Origin of the sequence: Pseudomonas sp. TNT3 (assembly GCF_010095445.2) — a bacterium.
GTDB lineage: Bacteria > Pseudomonadota > Gammaproteobacteria > Pseudomonadales > Pseudomonadaceae > Aquipseudomonas.
On record NZ_WFGV02000012.1, the window covers coordinates 90,288 to 109,715 of the forward strand.

The 19,428-nt window shown below is 58.3% G+C and carries 16 protein-coding genes and 1 pseudogene; 6 read left to right on the forward strand and 11 right to left on the reverse strand.

Annotated features, from left to right (window positions below; genetic code table 11):
* Nucleotides 1–21 precede the first annotated feature (21 nt).
* Both GBC55_RS10225 and GBC55_RS10230 read right to left on the reverse strand, forming a co-directional pair.
* Nucleotides 22–429: an HPF/RaiA family ribosome-associated protein gene (locus GBC55_RS10225; RefSeq protein WP_149657528.1), complete on the reverse strand. Its 408-nt coding sequence runs from the start codon at nt 427–429 to the stop codon at nt 22–24.
* Nucleotides 430–642: 213 nt separating this feature from the next.
* On the reverse strand, nt 643–1,590 hold the full coding sequence (locus tag GBC55_RS10230) for a LysR substrate-binding domain-containing protein (RefSeq protein WP_162437292.1): 948 nt from the start codon (nt 1,588–1,590) through the stop codon (nt 643–645).
* Nucleotides 1,591–1,725: 135 nt separating this feature from the next.
* Between GBC55_RS10230 and GBC55_RS10235 the strand changes: the two genes are divergently transcribed.
* The 3 genes from GBC55_RS10235 to GBC55_RS10245 all read left to right on the forward strand — a co-directional run bounded on the left by GBC55_RS10235 (nt 1,726) and on the right by GBC55_RS10245 (nt 5,131).
* The gene (locus GBC55_RS10235; RefSeq protein ID WP_162437291.1) at nt 1,726–3,102 is read left to right on the forward strand and encodes an L-serine ammonia-lyase; all 1,377 of its coding nucleotides are present in this window, start codon (nt 1,726–1,728) and stop codon (nt 3,100–3,102) included.
* 63 nt (nt 3,103–3,165) lie between these two features.
* Nucleotides 3,166–4,467: a serine/threonine transporter gene (locus GBC55_RS10240; protein ID WP_162437290.1), complete on the forward strand. Its 1,302-nt coding sequence runs from the start codon at nt 3,166–3,168 to the stop codon at nt 4,465–4,467.
* 346 nt (nt 4,468–4,813) lie between these two features.
* A complete protein-coding gene (locus tag GBC55_RS10245; RefSeq protein ID WP_162437289.1) occupies nt 4,814–5,131 on the forward strand; it encodes a DUF3509 domain-containing protein in 318 nt (105 codons plus the stop codon).
* Here GBC55_RS10245 and GBC55_RS10250 read toward each other — a convergent pair.
* The gene (locus GBC55_RS10250; RefSeq protein ID WP_162437288.1) at nt 5,128–5,628 is read right to left on the reverse strand and encodes a phosphate-starvation-inducible PsiE family protein; all 501 of its coding nucleotides are present in this window, start codon (nt 5,626–5,628) and stop codon (nt 5,128–5,130) included. The two genes, GBC55_RS10245 and GBC55_RS10250, sit on opposite strands and share 4 nt — an antisense overlap.
* Before the next feature lie 307 nt (nt 5,629–5,935).
* Here GBC55_RS10250 and GBC55_RS10255 point away from each other — a divergent pair.
* Nucleotides 5,936–6,175 (forward strand): annotated as a pseudogene (locus GBC55_RS10255) (YebG family protein); the annotation flags it as partial.
* A gap of 176 nt (nt 6,176–6,351) precedes the next feature.
* On the opposite strand, the gene GBC55_RS10260 reads toward GBC55_RS10255, so the two are convergent.
* The gene (locus GBC55_RS10260) at nt 6,352–7,371 is read right to left on the reverse strand and encodes a Glu/Leu/Phe/Val dehydrogenase (protein WP_162437286.1); all 1,020 of its coding nucleotides are present in this window, start codon (nt 7,369–7,371) and stop codon (nt 6,352–6,354) included.
* Between the two features lie 174 nt (nt 7,372–7,545).
* Between GBC55_RS10260 and GBC55_RS10265 the strand changes: the two genes are divergently transcribed.
* A complete protein-coding gene (locus tag GBC55_RS10265; protein WP_162437285.1) occupies nt 7,546–8,349 on the forward strand; it encodes a transglutaminase family protein in 804 nt (267 codons plus the stop codon).
* Between the two features lie 142 nt (nt 8,350–8,491).
* Here GBC55_RS10265 and maiA read toward each other — a convergent pair whose 3' ends face one another.
* Genes maiA through hmgA form a run of 3 tightly spaced genes read right to left on the reverse strand, consistent with a single transcriptional unit; the run spans nt 8,492 to nt 11,752 of the window.
* Nucleotides 8,492–9,127: a maleylacetoacetate isomerase gene (gene maiA, locus GBC55_RS10270; RefSeq protein WP_162437284.1), complete on the reverse strand. Its 636-nt coding sequence runs from the start codon at nt 9,125–9,127 to the stop codon at nt 8,492–8,494.
* A 12-nt stretch (nt 9,128–9,139) separates the two neighbouring features.
* A complete protein-coding gene (fahA, locus tag GBC55_RS10275) occupies nt 9,140–10,444 on the reverse strand; it encodes a fumarylacetoacetase (RefSeq protein WP_162437283.1) in 1,305 nt (434 codons plus the stop codon).
* 3 nt (nt 10,445–10,447) lie between these two features.
* Nucleotides 10,448–11,752 carry a homogentisate 1,2-dioxygenase gene (hmgA, locus tag GBC55_RS10280; protein ID WP_162437282.1) on the reverse strand — a complete coding sequence of 435 codons (1,305 nt, stop codon included), beginning with the start codon at nt 11,750–11,752 and terminating at the stop codon, nt 10,448–10,450.
* 167 nt (nt 11,753–11,919) lie between these two features.
* On the opposite strand from hmgA, the gene GBC55_RS10285 reads away from it, so the two are divergent.
* Nucleotides 11,920–12,711 carry an IclR family transcriptional regulator gene (locus GBC55_RS10285; RefSeq protein ID WP_162437281.1) on the forward strand — a complete coding sequence of 264 codons (792 nt, stop codon included), beginning with the start codon at nt 11,920–11,922 and terminating at the stop codon, nt 12,709–12,711.
* A gap of 12 nt (nt 12,712–12,723) precedes the next feature.
* On the opposite strand, the gene GBC55_RS10290 is transcribed toward GBC55_RS10285, so the two are convergent.
* From GBC55_RS10290 to GBC55_RS10305, 4 genes are all read right to left on the reverse strand, one after another.
* Nucleotides 12,724–13,347, reverse strand: a complete 624-nt coding sequence (locus GBC55_RS10290) for a hypothetical protein (RefSeq protein ID WP_247266888.1) — start codon at nt 13,345–13,347, stop codon at nt 12,724–12,726.
* A complete protein-coding gene (locus GBC55_RS10295) occupies nt 13,347–15,167 on the reverse strand; it encodes a DUF6543 domain-containing protein (RefSeq protein WP_247266889.1) in 1,821 nt (606 codons plus the stop codon). Before GBC55_RS10295 ends, GBC55_RS10290 begins: the two co-directional genes overlap by 1 nt.
* A 196-nt stretch (nt 15,168–15,363) precedes the next feature.
* Nucleotides 15,364–17,916: a LuxR C-terminal-related transcriptional regulator gene (locus GBC55_RS10300; RefSeq protein ID WP_162437280.1), complete on the reverse strand. Its 2,553-nt coding sequence runs from the start codon at nt 17,914–17,916 to the stop codon at nt 15,364–15,366.
* 141 nt (nt 17,917–18,057) lie between these two features.
* Nucleotides 18,058–19,425, reverse strand: a complete 1,368-nt coding sequence (locus GBC55_RS10305) for a DUF1329 domain-containing protein (RefSeq protein WP_162437279.1) — start codon at nt 19,423–19,425, stop codon at nt 18,058–18,060.
* Between the last annotated feature and the right edge of the window lie 3 nt (nt 19,426–19,428).

The following is a 19,428-nucleotide window of genomic DNA, read 5'->3' on the forward strand; positions in this document are numbered from 1 at the left end:
CAATAAAAATCAAATAAAGCTTCAGCCGTTTTGCGCAGCCTGTTCGTTCTCGAGAAACTCGTCTTCCAGCAATGCGTCCGCAGCAACCCTTTCGAACGGCACGATAGCGGCACGTGGTTTGCCCCGCAGTTTGCCGAACAGATGCTCCAGCGCATGTTCGAGTTTTTCGGCCGCACCGTCGATCGCTTGCTCCAGGGTGTCGGCTTTGTGGGTTACGGAAATCGGTTGATGGCCTTTTGGCCGCGCCTCCAGCTGGCAGCGCATATCGTGGGGACCGGGCTTGTCGCCGTTCTCGTCCCGCAGGTGAACCTCGACCCGGGTCAGGTCCTCTTCATAACGTTCGAGCGTGCTCTCAATGGTAGTACGTACCCACTCCTCCAGTCGGATGCTGCTTTGAATATGGTTATCACTGTTGACTTGGATTTGCATAGTTCATCCCTTATTTCAGCTAGCTCGCGAGAGGCCGTTCGGCTAGCCCTTGGGCGTCATCACCGTGACCTCTTACTTACACAATCGGTCTGCACGCAGAACAATTCAACCCCTAAAAAAAGATAATTTTTCATTCGCAAAAAAAGCCGGACAGGGAGCAAAAGCGCTGTTAAGGTCGGGAGTTGGGTCGCCCCTCTCTTTTGTCATAATTGGTCACATCTGCCGCTCCCCCAGCGGGTGCAGACTACGAAAGATCCCCGCCTCTTCCACCAGCCAGTCATGCACCGCCCGCACGCCCGGGTGGCTCAGCGCTCCCGGCGCATAGAGCAGCACGTAGCGTTTATGGTTGGGCACCGCCAGGCCAAACGGCACGATCAACGTGCCCCGCTCCAGTTCATCATTGAGCAACGTCCGACGCGCAATCGCCACCCCCATGCCCGCAATGGCGGCTTCGATCGTCAGGTGATTGCGATTGAACGTGTGCCCGCGCCGCACGTCCGCGCCCTCGAAGCCGATGGCATTGAGATAGAACTCCCATTCCGCGTACTCATAACTGCCGCGCCAGGCGGTGATGTCGTGCAATAGCGGAAAGTGCAGCAAGTCTGCAGGCCCATGCAGCGGCGGGCGACCACGCAGCAGGCCTGGAGAGCAGACCGGAAAGATCTGCTCGTCCAGCAAGGTTGTGGATAACAGTCCGGGATAACTCCCGTCATTCAGGTCGATGGCCAGATCGAAGTCGCCTTCGTGCAGCGGCACGCTGCTGTCTTCTGCTACCAGCCGCAGCTGAATGTCCGGAAAGCGCTGCTGCAGTCGCGGCAAGCGCGGCGTCAGCCATTTGCTCAAAAAAGACGGAATTGAACGCACGCGCAGAATTCCGCTGATCATTCCGGCGTCCAGTCGTCGCAATTCCGCATCGATACTGCCGTACGCCTCGTTGACGGTAATGGCCAACCGCTGGCCTTGCGCGCTCAATTCCACGCCACGGGCGCGTCGGTGAAACAGGCGAAAACCCAGACGCTCTTCCAGTTGCCGAATCTGCTGACTGACTGCACCCGGCGTGATGTGCAGCTCTTCGGCGCAACGGGTGAACGACAGGTGCCGGGCAGCACAGGAAAATACGTGCAGCCAGACGTAGGTCTGGGCATGCAATTGACGACTCATCGTTTAGTTCCGCTAAAGGCTCGAGTAGGAAATTTCGTTGGTCACGTAGGACCGAGGTGGGCAGTATCGCCTACATTGCGCTTGTCCTACAAAAATGGCAGCGATTCCTCTTCCATTGCTTGTATAGGCTTTAGCATGGCTATCAGTGTTTTCGATCTTTTCAAAGTCGGTATCGGTCCGTCCAGCTCCCACACCGTCGGCCCCATGCGCGCCGCCGCCACCTTCGCTCAAGCACTGCTCGATCAAGGAATACTGGCAGCCGTCCGTCGGGTAGAGATTCGACTCTACGGTTCTCTGTCTGCCACCGGCGTTGGCCATGCCACCGACCGCGCCTGCGTCATGGGGCTGATGGGGGAATGGCCGGACAGCATTGATCCGACCTCCATCGAAGACCGAATCAACGCGCTGCGTCAGACCGGCGAGCTGAATCTGGCAGGCCAGGCGACCATTGCCTTCAACTGGCAGACCGATCTCCTGCTGCTCGAAGAGAGCCTGCCCTACCACCCCAACGCCATGTCCCTGACAGCCTTTGGCGAAACCGGCGAATTGTCCGAGCAGACGTACTACTCGATTGGCGGCGGTTTCATCATTGAAGCGGCTGAAGCCGAGTCAGGTATCGCGCCCTCCAGCGACGTGGTGCTGCCCTACGATTTCTCCAGCGCTGCCGAGCTGCTCAAGCTGTGCAACCAGCACGGCCTGCGTGTTTCCGAGCTGATGATGGCCAACGAACTGGCCTGGCGCAGCGAGGCCGAAATCCGTCAGGGCCTGTTGCACATCTGGTCGGTGATGCGTGAATGCGTCGAGCAAGGCATGCGTCACGAAGGCATCCTGCCGGGCGGTCTGAATGTTCCGCGTCGGGCAGCGAAACTGCACCGCAGCCTGCTGGAAATCGGCAAGCCGAATGTCATCACCTCCACCCTGTCGGCCATGGAGTGGGTCAATCTGTTCGCCCTTGCCGTCAACGAAGAGAACGCGGCCGGCGGTCGAATGGTGACAGCGCCCACCAACGGGGCGGCGGGGATCATTCCTGCGGTGCTGCACTACTACATGAAATTCAATCCGGACGCGTCCGACGATGACGTGGTCGCGTTCTTTCTGGGCGCTGCGGCGGTAGGCATTCTCTGCAAGAAAAATGCTTCGATTTCCGGCGCCGAAGTCGGCTGTCAGGGCGAAGTGGGATCTGCCTGCGCCATGGCGGCTGCCGGGCTGGCTGACGTACTGGGCGCAACGCCGGAACAACTGGAAAACGCCGCTGAAATCGGCCTGGAACACAACCTCGGCCTGACCTGCGACCCGGTCGGCGGGCTGGTTCAGGTGCCGTGCATCGAGCGCAACGCAATTGCCGCCGTGAAGGCGATCAATGCCACGCAAATGGCCCTGCGTGGCGACGGCAAACACTTCATTTCCCTCGACCGGGTGATCCGCACGATGCGCGATACCGGCGCCGACATGCATGACAAATACAAAGAGACTTCACGGGGCGGCCTGGCTGTTAGCTGGGTGGAGTGCTGAGGAGCATTCCCTGACCGCCTGCACCACGTGAGCCCGAGCAAGAACAATAACGAGGCCATAACGATGACCGATGTGCGTACACCTGCTGCCGAAAATCCCGCTGTAGACGTAAAACATGAGACCGCGACAGTCAGCAAAGGCTGGAGCAAACACGACACCACCTGGATGCTGGGCCTCTACGGCACGGCCATTGGCGCCGGCACGTTGTTCCTGCCGATCAACGCCGGTGTAGGTGGCTTCTGGCCGCTGTTGATTCTGGCGGTGCTGGCGTTCCCGATGACCTTTTTCGCCCATCGCGGGCTGACCCGTTTCGTGTTGTCCGGCCGCTCGGGAGACATCACCGAAGTGGTTGAAGAACACTTTGGCGTCGGTGCCGGCAAACTGATCACCTTGCTGTACTTTTTCGCAATCTTCCCGATTCTGCTGGTGTACAGCGTAGCGCTGACCAACACCCTGAGCAGTTTCATGGAACATCAACTGCACATCGCCCCGCCGCCCCGGGCCATTCTGTCGCTGGTGTTGATCCTCGGTCTGATGGCCATCGTTCGTTGTGGCCAGGGCGTCATCGTCAAGTGCATGAGCGTGCTGGTTTACCCGTTTGTGGCGGCGCTGCTGTTGCTGGGCATCAGCCTGATCCCGAACTGGAATGGCGCATTCTTCGCCACCGCCAGTGAAGGCATGCCGATGCCGTTGTTCTTCAAGACCTTGTGGCTGGCCATTCCGGTGATGGTGTTCTCGTTCAACCATTCGCCGATCATTTCCGCGTTTGCGGTTGATCAGAAGCAGCGTTACGGCGAGCAAGCCGAAGCCAAGAGCAGCGGCATCCTGGCCATCGCCCACGCCATGATGGTCGTGACGGTGATGTTCTTCTGCTTCAGCTGCGTGCTGGCCCTTGCCCCGGCTGACCTGGCCGCTGCGAAGGCGCAGAACATTTCAATCCTGTCGTACCTCGCCAATCACTTCCAGACGCCGGTCATCGCGTACGCAGCGCCCCTGATTGCGCTGGTGGCGATCACCAAATCCTTCCTCGGTCACTACATCGGTGCCAGCGAAGGCTTCCAGGGCTTGATCGTGAAAAGCCTGCGGGGTCGTGGAAAAGTGATGTCGGCGAGCTGGCTGAATCGTGCGACCGCACTGTTCATGATCCTCAGCTGTTGGGCAGTGGCGACGTTCAACCCGAGCATCCTCGGGATGATCGAAACCCTCGGCGGACCGATCATTGCGTGCCTGTTGTTCCTTATGCCGATGTACGCCATCCGCCGCGTGCCGGCCTTGCGCCAGTACTCGGGTCAGGCCTCGAACGTGTTTGTGGTGTTGATCGGTTTGATTGCACTGTCAGCGATCATTTACTCGTTTCTGCCCTGAATCGGGCAGATAAGGCACGTTCCCTGTAGCAGCTGGCGCAGCCTGCGTTCGGCGGCGCAGCCGTCGTAAATCCTGCATTCGCGGTTTGACTTGAACACCGCGTTGCCTGGTTTCACGACGGCTGCGCCGCCGAACGCAGGCTTCGCCAGCTGCTACAGGTCGGGTTACCGCCCGCTAACTGATTAGTCAGCTAGCCCGCCGCATTGAGATTATTGTCCGACAATCTTTCCGGCATGCCCCTTGCTACATCCCTGTAGGAAACAGGGAATGCCAATGGTCCGGTATTGCGAACCAACATGATCATGGCCGGTCAACAACTGCACGTTCAATCAGGCGGTGACGCATCATGGACAACCCTTTTCAGCTCATTACCGATGCCTTTGCACCGGATTATCAGATCAACCTGAGCATTCAGGGTCTGGACGGCAGCATCATGCTGACCTTGTCCAACAGTGGTCGTGTGGTGGCCAAACGGATGATCAGCGCCGAGCAGCGTAATGATCCCAAACGCCTGAAGCGTCTGGTGCAGAGCATCCAGTTTGGCATCGCCATCGAGCAAGGCCACAGTGCAATGGCGATTCTTGAAGCGATGACAGACGGCGACAATCGCAACCTGCCGCCGCCCCTCATCAAAGGTCAGCCCCGCCCCGCCATGGGGATTTAAAGCTCGCCCTTCTCTACTTCAGGATGCTCGCTGGAACCCGCACCCACCTTGCGTTGCGGGTGCTCGATCTTCACCGAAGGAAACTGCGACGAGGCGTAACGCACCACCAGAATCGCGAAGGCCAGCAGCAGAATGCCGCCGCACAGGTAGATGATTCCGACGTCCGGCGGATTGTGGTGCGAGACGTTGGAGATCAGCAGCCGCGTCAGTGCAGTGATCGCTACGTAGATCAGGAAGCGCACGGGCATGTGGTTGGTCTTGAAATAAATCCCGACCATCGCCCCCAGTTCCAGGTAGATGAACAGCAGCAAGATGTCATCAATCTTGATGTGCCCCTCTTCGATCATCCCCAGAAATTCCATCACCGCGGCATACGCGGTCACCGCACCGATGGCGAACAGCGCCAGGTAGTGGAACGTCTCAACGAAGAGATTGCCGAGGGATTCGGCCAGTTGATGCACGTTCTGCCGCAGCTTCTCGACCCAATTGATTTTCACGATGTTTCTTCCTTAGGTCGGTTCGACCGGATGATGCGGGTTGGACGTGACGGTTGTTCTGCATGCAGAAAAAAGGCCAGAGGCTGTTGGGTGAGATGGCGATGGGCTGCTATTGGACACTTTTGGGGTGGATTCGCGGTCCTCATCGCGAGCAAGCTCGGCTCCCACAGGTTTACGCAGACCACCTGAATTCGGTCTACATTGAAAAGCCACTACCCAAAGCGCAGGGATTCGCTTATCCTTTTCGCTGTATATAAATACAGTGGTCGAATAAGACAACTTAATGTGAAGGCATGTGAGGTGGTGAATGGCCGTCGAAGTGGTATACCGCAGCAGCCGAGATCTGGAGCGCTTGTTCATGGATAAAGCCGAAGCTGACCGTCATGACAAAATGCTCGAACTGGCCGAGTTGCTGGCCGAAGTGTTGCAAAAAGCTGTTCCGTCCCTGACCGAACAGCAAGTGGAAGAAGCCGGGATCTACATGGCGAAGAACCGCGATGTGTTCGCCAAAGCGTTCAAGAGCCAGCCGGATGCCCTTTCCGAGCTGTTGAGCGCGCCTGTTGAAGTCGTTGCACCGGTTGAAGTTGCCGACGTCGCCGAACCGGCTGAAACCGTTACGCCGACCAAGCCTGCCAAAGCGGCCAAGACGCCGAAGTAAGCAGCGCCAGAATTGAATGGGCCCTGAGTCAGAGATGACTCAGGGCCTTTTTCATTTTGATCTCTCTATCGGTACAACACTCTCTCCGCCAATTCATTCGCCACCCGCGCTGGCGACCGTTTTTCCGCCTGGGCGTGAGCGAATACCTCGGTCAGTCGTGAACTGATCTTCGACAAGTGCGCCGTGATAGTGGTCAGCTCTTCGCCACGATGTTTGAGTGACACGTAGATAAGCCCACCGGCATTGATCACATAATCCGGCGCATACAAAATGCCGCGCCGCTCCAGTTGATCCGCCACGTCCAGATGCGTCAGCTGATTGTTCGCCGAACCGGCCACCGCCGAGCAACGCAATTGCGCAACGCTGTGGCGATTGAGGACGCCACCCAGGCCACACGGCGCCAGGATGTCGCAAGGTGTGCTGAGTAGTGCATCGTTCGCGATCGGATGAGCACCGAGCTGCTCCATCGCCAATTGCACTTTGCCGTGGTCGATGTCGCTGACCAGCAACTCGGCGCCAGCGGCGTGCAGTTGTTCTGCCAGCGCATAGCCAACGTTGCCCAGACCCTGGATCGCCACTCGCAGGCCTTCAAGATTGTCGCTACCCAGCCGGGCCATCGCGGTGCTGCGAATGCCGGTGAACACGCCCATGGCGGCATGCGGCGCCGGGTCGCCGGCTGAGGTGGTGCTGGTGACGTGCTGGGTTTGTTGAGCGATGCAGTCCATGTCCGCGACCGAGGTGCCGCTGTCGATGGCCGTGATGTATCGACCGTCGAGCTGGTTGATGCAGCGGCCGAATGCTTCAAACAGCGCCGCGCGACTTTCCACGTGCACGGGGCGGACAATGACCGCGACACCACCACCCTGAGCAAGCCCCGCCAGCGCGGCTTTGTAGCTCATACCCTGGGCCAGGCGCACCGCGTCCTCGACAGCGGATTCGTCGTCAGGATAGGTAAGGTAACGACAGCCGCCCAACGCTGGCCCGAGGCGACTGTTATGAATAGCAATTACCGCCTTCAACCCGGTCATCGGGTCAACGCTCAGATGCAGCGATTCAAGGCGATTGCTTTGCATGAGAGCGAACATCGTAGGGGCTCCCGAATCACGACTTGTAGTCGCCAGTATAGGCTCGCGCCCGAAATTTGCTGGAGCGCGCCGGAATAAGCGGCGCCGCCATTCAGGCTTTCGGACATAACCTGGCGAGGTACTGGACGAATGATGGAGACGGGGCTAAAACGAGGCATTCCCTCGGAGATTTTGATGACGCCTCGCCAACGCTTTTTCGAATGCCTGCAACGATCACCGCCCGCGCTGTTCGAAGCGGCGCTGTGGATCGCCGCCGAGCACGACAAAGCAGTAAATCCCGGCTTGGTGCTGGAAGACTTCAAAGACCTGCAACAGCGGGTCAGTCATGGCCTGCCGATGTTACCAGTGAGCGAGTTGGCCCAGCCGTTGTTGCGCCGTATGAATGACCTGGGATTTGCACAGGACGATTTCTCGCCCCTGCGCCCGCAAGCAGCATTGGTCGACAAAGTGTTGGAACGCCGGCGCGGGCAACCGCTGGCCCTTGGTTTGATTGCACTGGAACTGGCCAGATGCCTGGAGATTCCCATGGTCGGGGTCAACTTCCCCGGGCATTTTCTGCTGCGCGTACCGGGCGCCGATCATCTCCTGGACCCCTGTGGTGGCCGCCGTCTGTATCCCAACGACTGCCGCGAGCTGCTGCAACGCCAGTACGGTCCGAACATGAAACTCAGCGCCGAGCACCTCGTCACCGCCGCGCCCGTCCAGATGCTGCAACGCCTGTCACGCAATCTGCGTCAGTTGCACCTTTCCCACGATGACTACATTGGTGCCCTGATCGATGCCGAACGAGTGCTGGAACTGGGAAATGCCAGCGCCGCCGATTACCTGGCCAGGGCCAGTCTCTATCAACGCTTGGACTGCCCCAACGCCGAGCGCTTCGATCTGGAGCATGCGCTGATGCTCAGCGACGATCCTATTCAACGGATTCGCCTGACTGAGCGGCTCGGGCACCTGCCTCCGAACTCCATCGTCCACTGATTCATCAATCCCATGTTCTCCAGTGGGAGCAAAGCTTGCTCGCGATAAAGGCACCGCGGTCTACAGACTGACCACGTTATCGTTCATCGCGGGCAAGTCGAACCGTCGTACCGCCGGCTCCCAAAGAATCAGGTTTAACGGTTCAGGGCGTATCCGGCTGATTCGCCGGATGAGTCTTGATGAAAGCCGGGTGAGTGGCCGCCAGTGCCGCCACCCGGCGAATTCGTGGATACGCGTCAAGTGAAATGTTGAACCGCTCGGCCGCATACAGCTGAGGAATCAGATAACAGTCCGCCAGACCCGGCTCGGCGCCGAAGCAGTAACCTTCCAGGCCGATCAGCTGCTCCACCGTCGACAGGCCCTGGCTGATCCAGTGTCCGATCCACTCCACCACCTGCGGTTCGTCGTGGCCCAACTGCCGAAGCTTGTTGAGCACGCTGACGTTGTGCAGCGGATGCACATCACAGCCGATCACTGCCGCGACGCCGCGCTCGCGGGCACGAGCGACGAGATCCCTGGACAGCAACGGCACCTGTGGATAACGCTCCTCCAGGTACTCGATGATGGCGGGCGACTGGATCAGCAACTCACCGTCGTCCGTGCGCAAGGCCGGCACCCGGCCCTGGGGATTGATGCCCAGGTACGGCGACTGGCGATGCTCGCCTCCTTGCGGGGCGATCAGGTTGATCGGCAGCGCCTGAAAGTCCAGGCCCTTGAGTGCCAAAGCGATCCGTACGCGGTAAGACGATGTCGAACGGTAGTAGGTATAGAGTTCCATGACCCGACCCTCTTAGCGCGCCGGCAGCACTTTGCCGCGGCACTCGCCGAAACCGATGGAAGCGAAACCGTCACGGCTGCAACGAGCGCGCAAGATGATTTCGTCACCGTCTTCGAGGAATTTACGCACCTCGCCTGACGCCAGTTCGATTGGTTTTTTGCCGCCTTCGGTGATTTCCAGCAAGCTGCCGAACTGACCACTCTCCGGGCCTGACAAAGTGCCCGAACCGAACAGGTCACCGGCCTGCAACTGGCAGCCGTTGACGCTGTGATGCGCGACCATCTGCGCCACGGTCCAGTACATGTGTTGGGTGTTGCTCAGGGTCAGACGGTGGGCGGGCAGGTTCTGCTCACGCATCGTTTCGGTGAGCAGCAGTACTTCCAGTTCGATATCGAAGCCACCAGCCGCTTGATCGCGCGCGTCTGACAGATACGGCAGTGGTTGTGGGTCGCCTTCAGGACGCGCTGGTTGCGCACGACGGAACGGTTCGAGGGCTTCAGCCGTCACCACCCAGGGCGAGATGCTGGTGATGAAACTCTTCGACAGGAACGGGCCCAGCGGCTGGTATTCCCAGGCCTGGATATCCCGCGCGGACCAGTCGTTGAGCAGGCAGAAACCGGCAATGTGATCGGCGGCGTCACCGATGGCGATCGAGTCGCCCATCTCATTGCCCTGGCCGATCCAGATACCCAGTTCCAGTTCGTAATCCAGGCGCGCGCACGGGCCGAATGTCGGCTCGGTCTGACCGGCCGGCAGCGTCTGGCCTTTCGGGCGACGGACATCAGTGCCTGATGGGCGGATGGTCGAAGCACGACCGTGGTAACCGATCGGCACGTACTTGTAGTTCGGCAGCAAGGGATTGTCCGGGCGGAACAACTTACCGACGTTCTGTGCGTGCTCGATGCCGACATAGAAATCGGTGTAATCATTGATTTTCGCCGGCAAGTGCATCGTGCAGTTTGCCGCCACTGGCAGCAGTTTTTCGCCTTGGGCTTCGATCTTGCCATGCAGGGTGCTGCCCTCTTTCAGCAGCTCCAGCAGACGTTCACGCAAGGCCACGCGTGCTTCTCGGCCCAGCTCGAAAAATGCATTCAGTTGACCGCCACGGGTGGCTTCTACCGCCGCTTTTGCGGCACCTTCAAACAGCCCGGCATCGAGTGCCGCTTCCAGGTCGAAGATATGGTCGCCGATGGCGACACCACTGCGAGGTGCGCCGCCGTTCACGCTGAAGACGCCCAATGGCAGGTTTTGCAGCGGGAAATCAACATGGCCGTTGGCAGAGGCAACCCAGCTACGAGTGATGGAAGTCTGAGTCATGGGTTATCTCCGGGTCGGGTCGAAAGTGGCGGGCAGCGAGGCCCAGCAAGCGTCGTAATGGGGTTGCAGCTGCGGACAGTCCAGCGCGAAACGGCTCGGGCGCAGCACCTGGCTGGTTTCAAACATGAAGGCCATGGTGTTGTCGATTTTCGCCGGGGCCAACTCAGCGTTGATCGCCTTGGTGCAGGTTTCGCCGTCAGGCCCATGGGCACTCATGCAGCTGTGCAGGGACGCACCGCCGGGGACGAAACCTTCCGCCTTGGCGTCGTATTCGCCTTTGATCAGGCCCATGAATTCATTCATCAGATTGCGGTGGAACCAAGGTGGACGGAACGTCTTCTCGGCCACCATCCAGCGTGGCGGGAAAATCACGAAGTCGAGATTGGCCAGACCGTGGACACTGGTGGGCGAGGTCAGGACAGTGAAAATCGATGGATCAGGATGATCGAAGCTGACCGTGCCGATGGTGTTGAAACTGCGCAGGTCATATTTGTACGGGACATTGTTGCCGTGCCAAGCCACCACGTTCAGCGGCGAATGATCAAGCTCACAACCCCACAGCTCGCCGAGAAATTTCTGCACCAGCGTGGTCGGTTGCTTGAGGTTTTCGTAATGCGCGACCGGGGTCAGGAAATCCCGTGCGTTGGCCAAGCCGTTGCTGCCGATCGGGCCGAGGTCTGGCAGACGCAGCGGTGCGCCATGGTTTTCGGCGAGGTAGCCGCGCGCTTGCGGGTCGAGCAGTTCGACACGAAATTTCAGGCCACGGGGCAACACGGCAATTTCCAGCGGTTCGAGCTCCAGCACGCCAAGCTCGGTGGCAATGCGCAGTCGACCCTGTTCCGGCACCAGCAGCATTTCGCCGTCGGCATTGAAAAACACCCGCTCCATGGAGCGGTTGGCCCGGTAGCTATAGATGCTGATGCCGGACGGTTTTTCCGCGCTCGAATTGGCGGCCATGCTTACCATGCCGTCGATGAAATCAGTCGGTTCAGCCGGGATGTCCAGCGGGTTCCAACGCAGACGATTGGGGGTCACTTCACCCAATGGGCCACCCGCCAGTTGCCGCTCCAGCTTGATGAACGCCGGATGGTTCGCCGACGGCTGAATGCGGTACATCCACGTCCGGCGCGCTTCGGCGCGGGCCATGGTGAATGCCGTGCCGGAGAATAATTCGGTATAGAGACCGTAGGGGGCTTTTTGCGGGGAGTTCTGTCCGACGGGCAACGCGCCTGGCAATGCCTCGCTGCTGAACTCATTGCCGAAGCCGGACTGATAAGCCAGCGCGGGCGCCGTTGAATCGAGGTTCATGGAGCCTCCTGAACAGGGAGTAGGCCGTGGCCTGTCGCTCTATCGAAGAGGTATCGGCACGCCCGGGTTATTTTTATCGTAATTCGATTACGCATAACGTAATTTGATTGGTATTGACCGTCAAGCTATAAAGACGCCCATTCGTCCCTGGATCACACCGCCTCCCCATGACTAGCGAAAGCAACGGCAAACAGAAAGTCCGCTCGGCCGAGGTCGGAACCGACATCCTCAAAGCGCTGGCCGAGTTGTCACCCTCGACATCACTGTCGCGCCTGGCCGAACACGTGCAGATGCCGGCGAGCAAGGTTCACCGTTACTTGCAGGCGCTGATTGCCAGCGGATTTGCCGAGCAGAATGCTGCCACTAACCATTACGGCCTTGGCCGTGAAGCCTTGCGTGTGGGGCTGGCGGCACTCAACAGTATGGACGTGCTGAAAGTCGCCGCTTTGCCCCTGGCCGAATTGCGCGACGAGCTGAACGAAACCTGTTTTCTGGCGGTGTGGGGCAATCAGGGCGCAACTGTGGTGCACATCGAACCGGCGGTACGCGCGGTGACGGTGGTTACGCAACTGGGTTCGGTGTTGCCGCTGCTCAGTTCCTCCACAGGGCTGGTGTTTGGCGCCTACCTTCCCAAGCGCGAAACCCTGGATCTGCGTGAACAGGAACTGCAGGGCGCGAATGCCCATGCGCTGGCAGACGATCATGTTTACGCGACCTTGTGCGAACAGATCCGCGAGCGTGGTCTGCATCATGTACATGGCTTGCTGATGCCGGGTGTCGACGCCTTGTCGTCACCGGTATTCAATGCGGTTGGACAGGTGGTGGCGGTGTTGACCATCGTAGGTCCGGCATCGTTGTTTCATGCCGATGAAAACGGTCCCGCCGCACAGCGCTTATTGACGGCGACGCAGGCCGTGAGCTGGCGGATGGGTTATGAACCACCCGCCAGCGCTGGTTAAATCATTGTAGAGTCACGCCAGAAGGGTCTTGTCATTTGAATCGGGCTCGGCGAGCGCCTGCTTCATCAGTTCCGTGGCGACGGCGAGATCCATCGTTTTTCCTGTGCAAGCTGAAATGGCACCCATGCAGGTATTAACATTGCCCAACTGTCTGGCAATCGCCTTCTGCAACAGGGAGAAGCCCAAGTGGCCGATGCGCATAGTGGTCAGTTCCAACATGCAATCAAGGTAACTTGAAAACAACTGTTCATAATTGCTTTCCTGGTAAGCCTCCACCCCGTCAATGACCGCTTTTGTCATTACTACAGCGCTCAGTCCTAGACCGATAGGCGCGAACGGAATGCTAACGATGGCGACTGCCGCAACGGCGGTGTCGTATACGATTTTTCCGACAATCTCCATGAGACTGGTGGTTTTCGCGTCAACGCCGTTGATGATCTGATTGATTTTATCCGCGTAACACCGTGAGAAATCGCTGACACGACTATCGATTTGCAACGACGGCAATACTACTGCGCTGCCCCGCTGCACACTATTGATGTACTCATTGACGACTTTCTGCCGGGTGTACTTGGCTCGGTCGGTGTAATAACTTCCAAGCCCGCCGGTCTTCACCGAATCGCAAAACTCGCCCATTAGCCTGAACAATCTGCCATCTGGCGATGCAGGGTATACAAGAAGTCCTGCCGGGTTTCAGCACTCATGAAGCGGAACACATAAACACCTTCGATCCGGCAGCCTTTCAAATGAAAGGCGTAAACAGCTTGGCGCCAGGTAATCTCAGGATCTTCATGAGTTACGGCAGGCTCCGGTTCGCGCAACTGATTAATGAGCAACTCAATCTGCTTGTATTGACTGCGATCCAGAGAACCACTGAACAGTTCCGCCAACGCCGCACGATGCATTTCATGTAATTGCACATTCACGTGCACATCGCGTTTCAATGTATAACCCGGGGCGTCTTTGTTCAGGTAACTGGACCGTAACATTACAATGTACTGCTCACCCGGTCGCAATGTCCTCGACCAGCCCGGCAGGTATTTAAGCAGCAAGCTGGAAACAGGTGGATGACCGGGTAACAACCGAATCGCCGGGTAGAGACCAGGGCTATGTTCAGGGCCGTTTTCTTCAGTGATGTGACGTTCGGTGATGATGAGCTGAGACAAGGTCATCTCTTGCGAAGGAGCCAGCGCCACCATGATCAGGTCAGGGTCCACCGTTACCGTCTCGCCATTTTGTGCCAGCACCTCTTCAGCGCGTTTTTTGATCAGATCATAGGCAAATTGCTCGTAGCTGATCAGCGCTGCAGCGCCGTTGGCAAGGTGGGTCAAACCTTTCAGTTCGGTATTTATCCGGGAGAAGTATTGCCGTTGACCGACGGTTGCCGAACGATATCCCGCAGGGACAACAGCGTTTAACTCCCCTCGCAGCCAACCGACATTCTGCATAACGGCCTCGCGCAATACACCTTCTCCACTGTTCGACCAGGTGCTGTGCTTGATGCCAAGCCACTGATTTGGCAGCTCCAGTACACGTCGCATGTAGGCGTCGGCGCTGTCACGCTCACGGGCTTGAGACTGTCCGCTCAGGTAGCTGCGCCCTTCGGGTTGAGTGATCCAGTCAAATAGATGGGCGTTCAGCTGTCTGAAGCTCGCAAACTCAAACCACCCCCTGCCACCCGGCGCCTCTGGCGCGTAAAGAGCGCAAAAGCCTTCTTCACCTTTGGGACCGCAATAGACAATCATGCCCCGGACCGCGGTTTTCAGAGATCCAAGCGTCAGGTCCCCCATGAAATACTCGCTGTCATCCTGCCCGGCACTTGTCACAGTCCTCAGCGCCTCATCACTGATATGCCCCTGTAACTTCGCACTAAAGACACTCAGGCGAATGCGGCTTTCCAGCATGTGTTGCCAGGCCTGGAGTACAACCTCGTCGGTATATTTCATCTCGAATTTTTCAGCGTAAAGCGCGCGCATGCTCGCATCGCCCATCGCGTCCAGAATACCGTCGACGCTCAAGCTGGACGGAATCAGTTCCCCCTCCAGACTGATTTCCAGTGGAACGGTGGGGGCGTCATTCATATCGTTGAGCATGAATTCGGGAAGCGTCAGTCGATTGGACTGCACGACCTTCTGTTTCCCAACGAAAAAGGTATGGCCGACGTTGACGAAGATTTCATCCGGGTCGACGACTTCACCGGTCATGAGCCTGACGATCTCTTGCGCGTAGAATCTTGAGAACGCTTTAAGGGATTTGGTTTCTCCAAGCAGTTGATCCAGCGCTGCCTCTCCTGCCGCCAGCGTCTGTTCAGCTTCAAAGTAATACTGGCGATCATCTTCCCCGGCACGCTGTAGCCAATCCGGCAACTCATGAAACTGGGTGGCGAAGGTTGGCCTCGACAGTTGAGCAATCGCTTGCCCTTCACCGCCGGCCTTGTTTAATCCATTAGTGTCCATGCATTTTCCTTTTGCATACGTCGCAACGAAAACCGTTACTACAGTTATAAGTTAATGCCGTTGCCAAGCAGTCATCCGATACTTAGGGTGAGCAGACAGTCAACTTCACGGCGCATGACTTATAAGCGGACACTCCGGTAGAGCTCAACTCAAAACTTGTGTGCGTTCGCGAGCAGGCAAAGTGCCTGCTTACACTTCAAACAACAATTCCTAAAACTTTCGCTCTGGCCACCGCTTGGGTTCTACGCTCCACGCCTAACTTCCCATTGATTCGTCGCGCATGGGTTTTCACCGTGTGCAGTGAAATGAAAAGCAAGTCGGCAATTTGTTGGTTTGAGTTGCCTTGAGCGACTAAGGTGAGCACCTCTATTTCACGATGACTCAAGCAGGTCCGGGGTGAGGCCATCGTGTCCTGAACGTTGCCCGACTCCGAAATATCGATGGCCTCAGGCAGCCGTGGCTGGCGCAGTTTCAAATCGCGCAAAGCTTGTTGAAAGTTACAACGCTCGACGATTGCTAATCCGTCCTGCATCGCTTGCCGGGCGACTTGCGCGTTGCCAGTCAGCCACGCAACCTCAGCCAGTGCCAGCAGCAGTTGCGCTTGCAGCCCGACCATCCCCCGTTGTCCAGCCCACTGCGACAACGTCTCAAGCTGCGCCAGCGGCGATTGCGCCACGCCCAGATAAACCTCTGCAAGGACCCGCAGGTATTCCAAACCGGGAATCAATTCCAGCGTCGCCGGAGGAGCCTGGCGTGCGTGGGGACCGTGATAGTGACGCAACACTCGGGTCAACGCTTCGTGAGCCAGCTCCGGCCGCCCCTGCTGCAGCCAGAAATGGCAGCTCAACTGCAGCAGGACCCCGCGGTAGACCGTGTCTGGAATCCGCCGTTGTTGCATCAGACGTTCCGCATCACGCAGGTGGACAAATGCCTGGGCGTAATCCTGTCGGTTGGCCGCCAGTTTGGCCAAGCCGAGAAAGCCATACAGCGCTCGCTTGTCCTGGCTTCGCAGGCAAATCTGCAGGCCTGCCTCGAAGTACATGGCCGCTTGTATTTCCTGGTCCTGACACAGACTCAAGCGCCCGCGATGCAGGGCAATCCGTCCCAGCAAGGGCTCGGCAAGCGGTTTTTGTGCACAGAGCAGATCGTGCACCGTGGCGAGCAGGTGATCGGCCCTGCCGAAAGCCCCACGCTGCTCAAGCAGCTGAGCATGATCGAGCTCCAGCAACGCCTCATACACCAATGAACCTTGCGCTCGAGCGAGGCATAACGCCTCTCGGTTAAGTGCCTGCGCAACATCGAGTTCACCCATCAGCAGGGCCTGTTGGGTTAACCCGGACAAGCACATGAGCCGGGCGGCCCAGAGCGCGGGATCCAGCTCTTCCAGCGCCTCCAGAAAATGCGTCCGGGAAGCATCCATGCGTCCCTGCAAATGCAGTAACCAACCTTGCTGTGCCTGCCAGCGCGCAATCAACTGCCGTTGCAGAAACTCCGATGGCTGAGGCGTGAAACGCGACAACTGCGTGATGCATTCACCTGCCTGTTCGAATCGTCCGGCAAACAACAGGGCAGCGGTGATCAAACCGATGAGTTGAGGCGAGCCGAACATTAATGTCTCGCCCTGTTGCTCGTGGAGTTGCAACAGAAGCGTCACCGTCTGAGCCTCGAACAAATGCGCGAAATTAAAATGCTGCAGCAGGCTCACCGCGACCTCGAGTTCTTCAGCCAGCAATGCCTGCTCAAACGCGGCTTTCCAATCACGTTCGCCCGCGAACCACTGACAGGCGCGACGATGCCAGGAACGCCCTTCGGGCCATGGCTCTTCGCGCATCAATCGCGTCAGTGGCGCGAATATCTGCAGCCAGTCTGTGGAGTCTTGCCAGGGCTCGATAAAACAACCCAACTCCTGCAGCGTTTGCAAAAGTTGAATGCCTTCGCCCGCGCCAAACAGATGCTCGCACAATCGGCTGTTGAATCGCGGCAGATGCGCCAGCACCGTCCAGGTTTCCTTCAGTTCGGGGGCCAGACTGCCGAACAGTTCGTGCTCCAGGTAATCATGCAGGGTGTCCGCTCGTCCCAGCGCGACATTACGAGTCCAATCGCATTTTTGCAGCAGGGCGATCCTGACACCGGCACACCAGCCGCCGCTTAGCTGAAATACCCTGCTGGCGGCTTTTACGGCTTTCTCCGGCTCCAGAAAATGCAGCAACTGTTCGACTTCAGACTGACTGAATGCGAGCGTGGCGGGCTCGCAATCGTACAGTTCATCATTGAGCAACAACCGGGGCCAGTTGATCTGCGGACGGCGGCGACCACTGACCCACCAGGTGACCATAGGGCTGCTGACGGCCAGTATTTGATCGAGACATTCGTCTAGTTCCGCAGAGCGAATGCGGCAATAGTCATCAAGAAACACCCAGACGGGCGTCTGCAACCGAGTCAGGGACGATAGAAAACCTGACTTATCCGGCGAGGCAAACCCCAACACTTCTGCCAGCCGCTGTCGAAAATCGGCCGCACTCAAAGCCTCTCCCGCCAACGCCAGCCAACAGACTTGAGTTCCTTCGGGCGCCCGTAAGAGGCACTCGACCAACAAGGCACTCTTGCCGCTACCGGCAGGCGCACAGCACAATTTCACCCGGGCCGTCGACGCCAGCAAAGGCTCGATCAACCGCGTGCGAGACAGGTGATGGGAGGCTAGTCGGGGCAAGTGTCCAGGACGGTCCAGACATGGCGTCATGGCAGTCATTGTGGTGCGCCTTTTTTATCGTTGTGGCGCCACCCTAGTCTTCTCGCGAGGCCTTGTTGAAGAAGTATTCAGCGCACTGATCAACCGCCATAAAAAAGGTGACCACGAGGTCACCTTTTTGTATAAGAGCCTGTAGGACGCTTACCTTACGCCTGTACTCCGTAGGGCTGCCGGGGTGTAGTCCCCTGCTTTTGCATCGATGTTGAATTCAAAGCTGCGCTTCTCCTCGTTCTTCATTCCCAGTGCGATGTAGCGACCGGCAATCAGGTCATACAAAGCCTCGACCGTGTACGCCGGAACCTGGTGATCGTAGTAGAACTGCGCATGCCCTTCGGCGACCCGCCACAGCTGGCCACGTCCGTCGTAGTGGTCAGCCAGCGCCACTTGCCAGCTGTCCTCATCGATGTACATGTGCCGTTTGGCGTACACATGCCGCTCGTTGGGCTTGACCGTGGCGACGACTTCCCAGACCCGGTGCAGCTCGTAGCGGGTCAGGTCCTGATTGATATGACCGGCCTTGATTACGTCGGTGTACTTGAGGTCAGGCGAATCGAGTTTGTAGCTGTTGTACGGGATGTACATTTCTTTCTTGCCGATCAGCTTCCAGTCATAACGGTCCGGAGCACCGGAAAACATGTCGAAGTTGTCGGTGGTCCGCAGGCCGTCGGACGACGTGCCCACACCGTCATAGGCCACTTGCGGCGCCCGTCGTACACGCCGCTGTCCGGCGTTGTAAATCCAGGCCTTGCGCGGTTCCTTCACCTGATCAAGGGTTTCGTGAACCAGCAACACGTTGCCCGCCAGTCGCGCGGGCGCGGTGACTTCCTGTTTGAAATAGCTGAGCACGTTTTCATCGCTGCCCGGCTTCAGGTCCCCCAGCAACGAAGGCACGGCGACCTCGTCCTTGAACCGGATAACCGTGAAGTCACCATTGGACTGCGGCGTTGCCTGGGTGATGGTGCGACGCAGGTTACCGCCGTGGTAACGGGTGACGTGGTTCCAGATGACCTCGACGCCGTTCTTGGGTATCGGAAAAGCGTAATAGCGATTGCCGGTGAAGTTGGCCAGTCCGTTACCGTCGTTGATCGGCGTCACATTGAGGGCGCTACGCTTGGCCGACTCGTTGATTTCCGCTGGCACGGCAACGGTGCGGTGCGTGGGGTAGACCGGGATTTTGTAAGTCTGCGGATAGCGCTTGAACATGGCGATCTGGCCGTCGGACAGCTTGTCCTTGTACTTGTCGACCGTCGCCGCAGTAATTGTGAATAGCGGTTTTTCGTTGGCGAACGGGTCGGCCAGGAAACCTTTGCTGTCCACGGCACCGGCATTTTTTGCCAGCCCCCCCGTCCACGCAGGGATGGAGCCGTCGGCATTCCCGGCTTTTTCGCCTCCCAGCGGCGTCAGGCTGGTGCCGAGCTTGTTCGCTTCTTCCGGCGACACCGCAGCCATCACGTTGGCAGCCAGCAGGCTCAGGGCCAGGACGCCGCATTGCAGAATCATCGTGCGCATAAA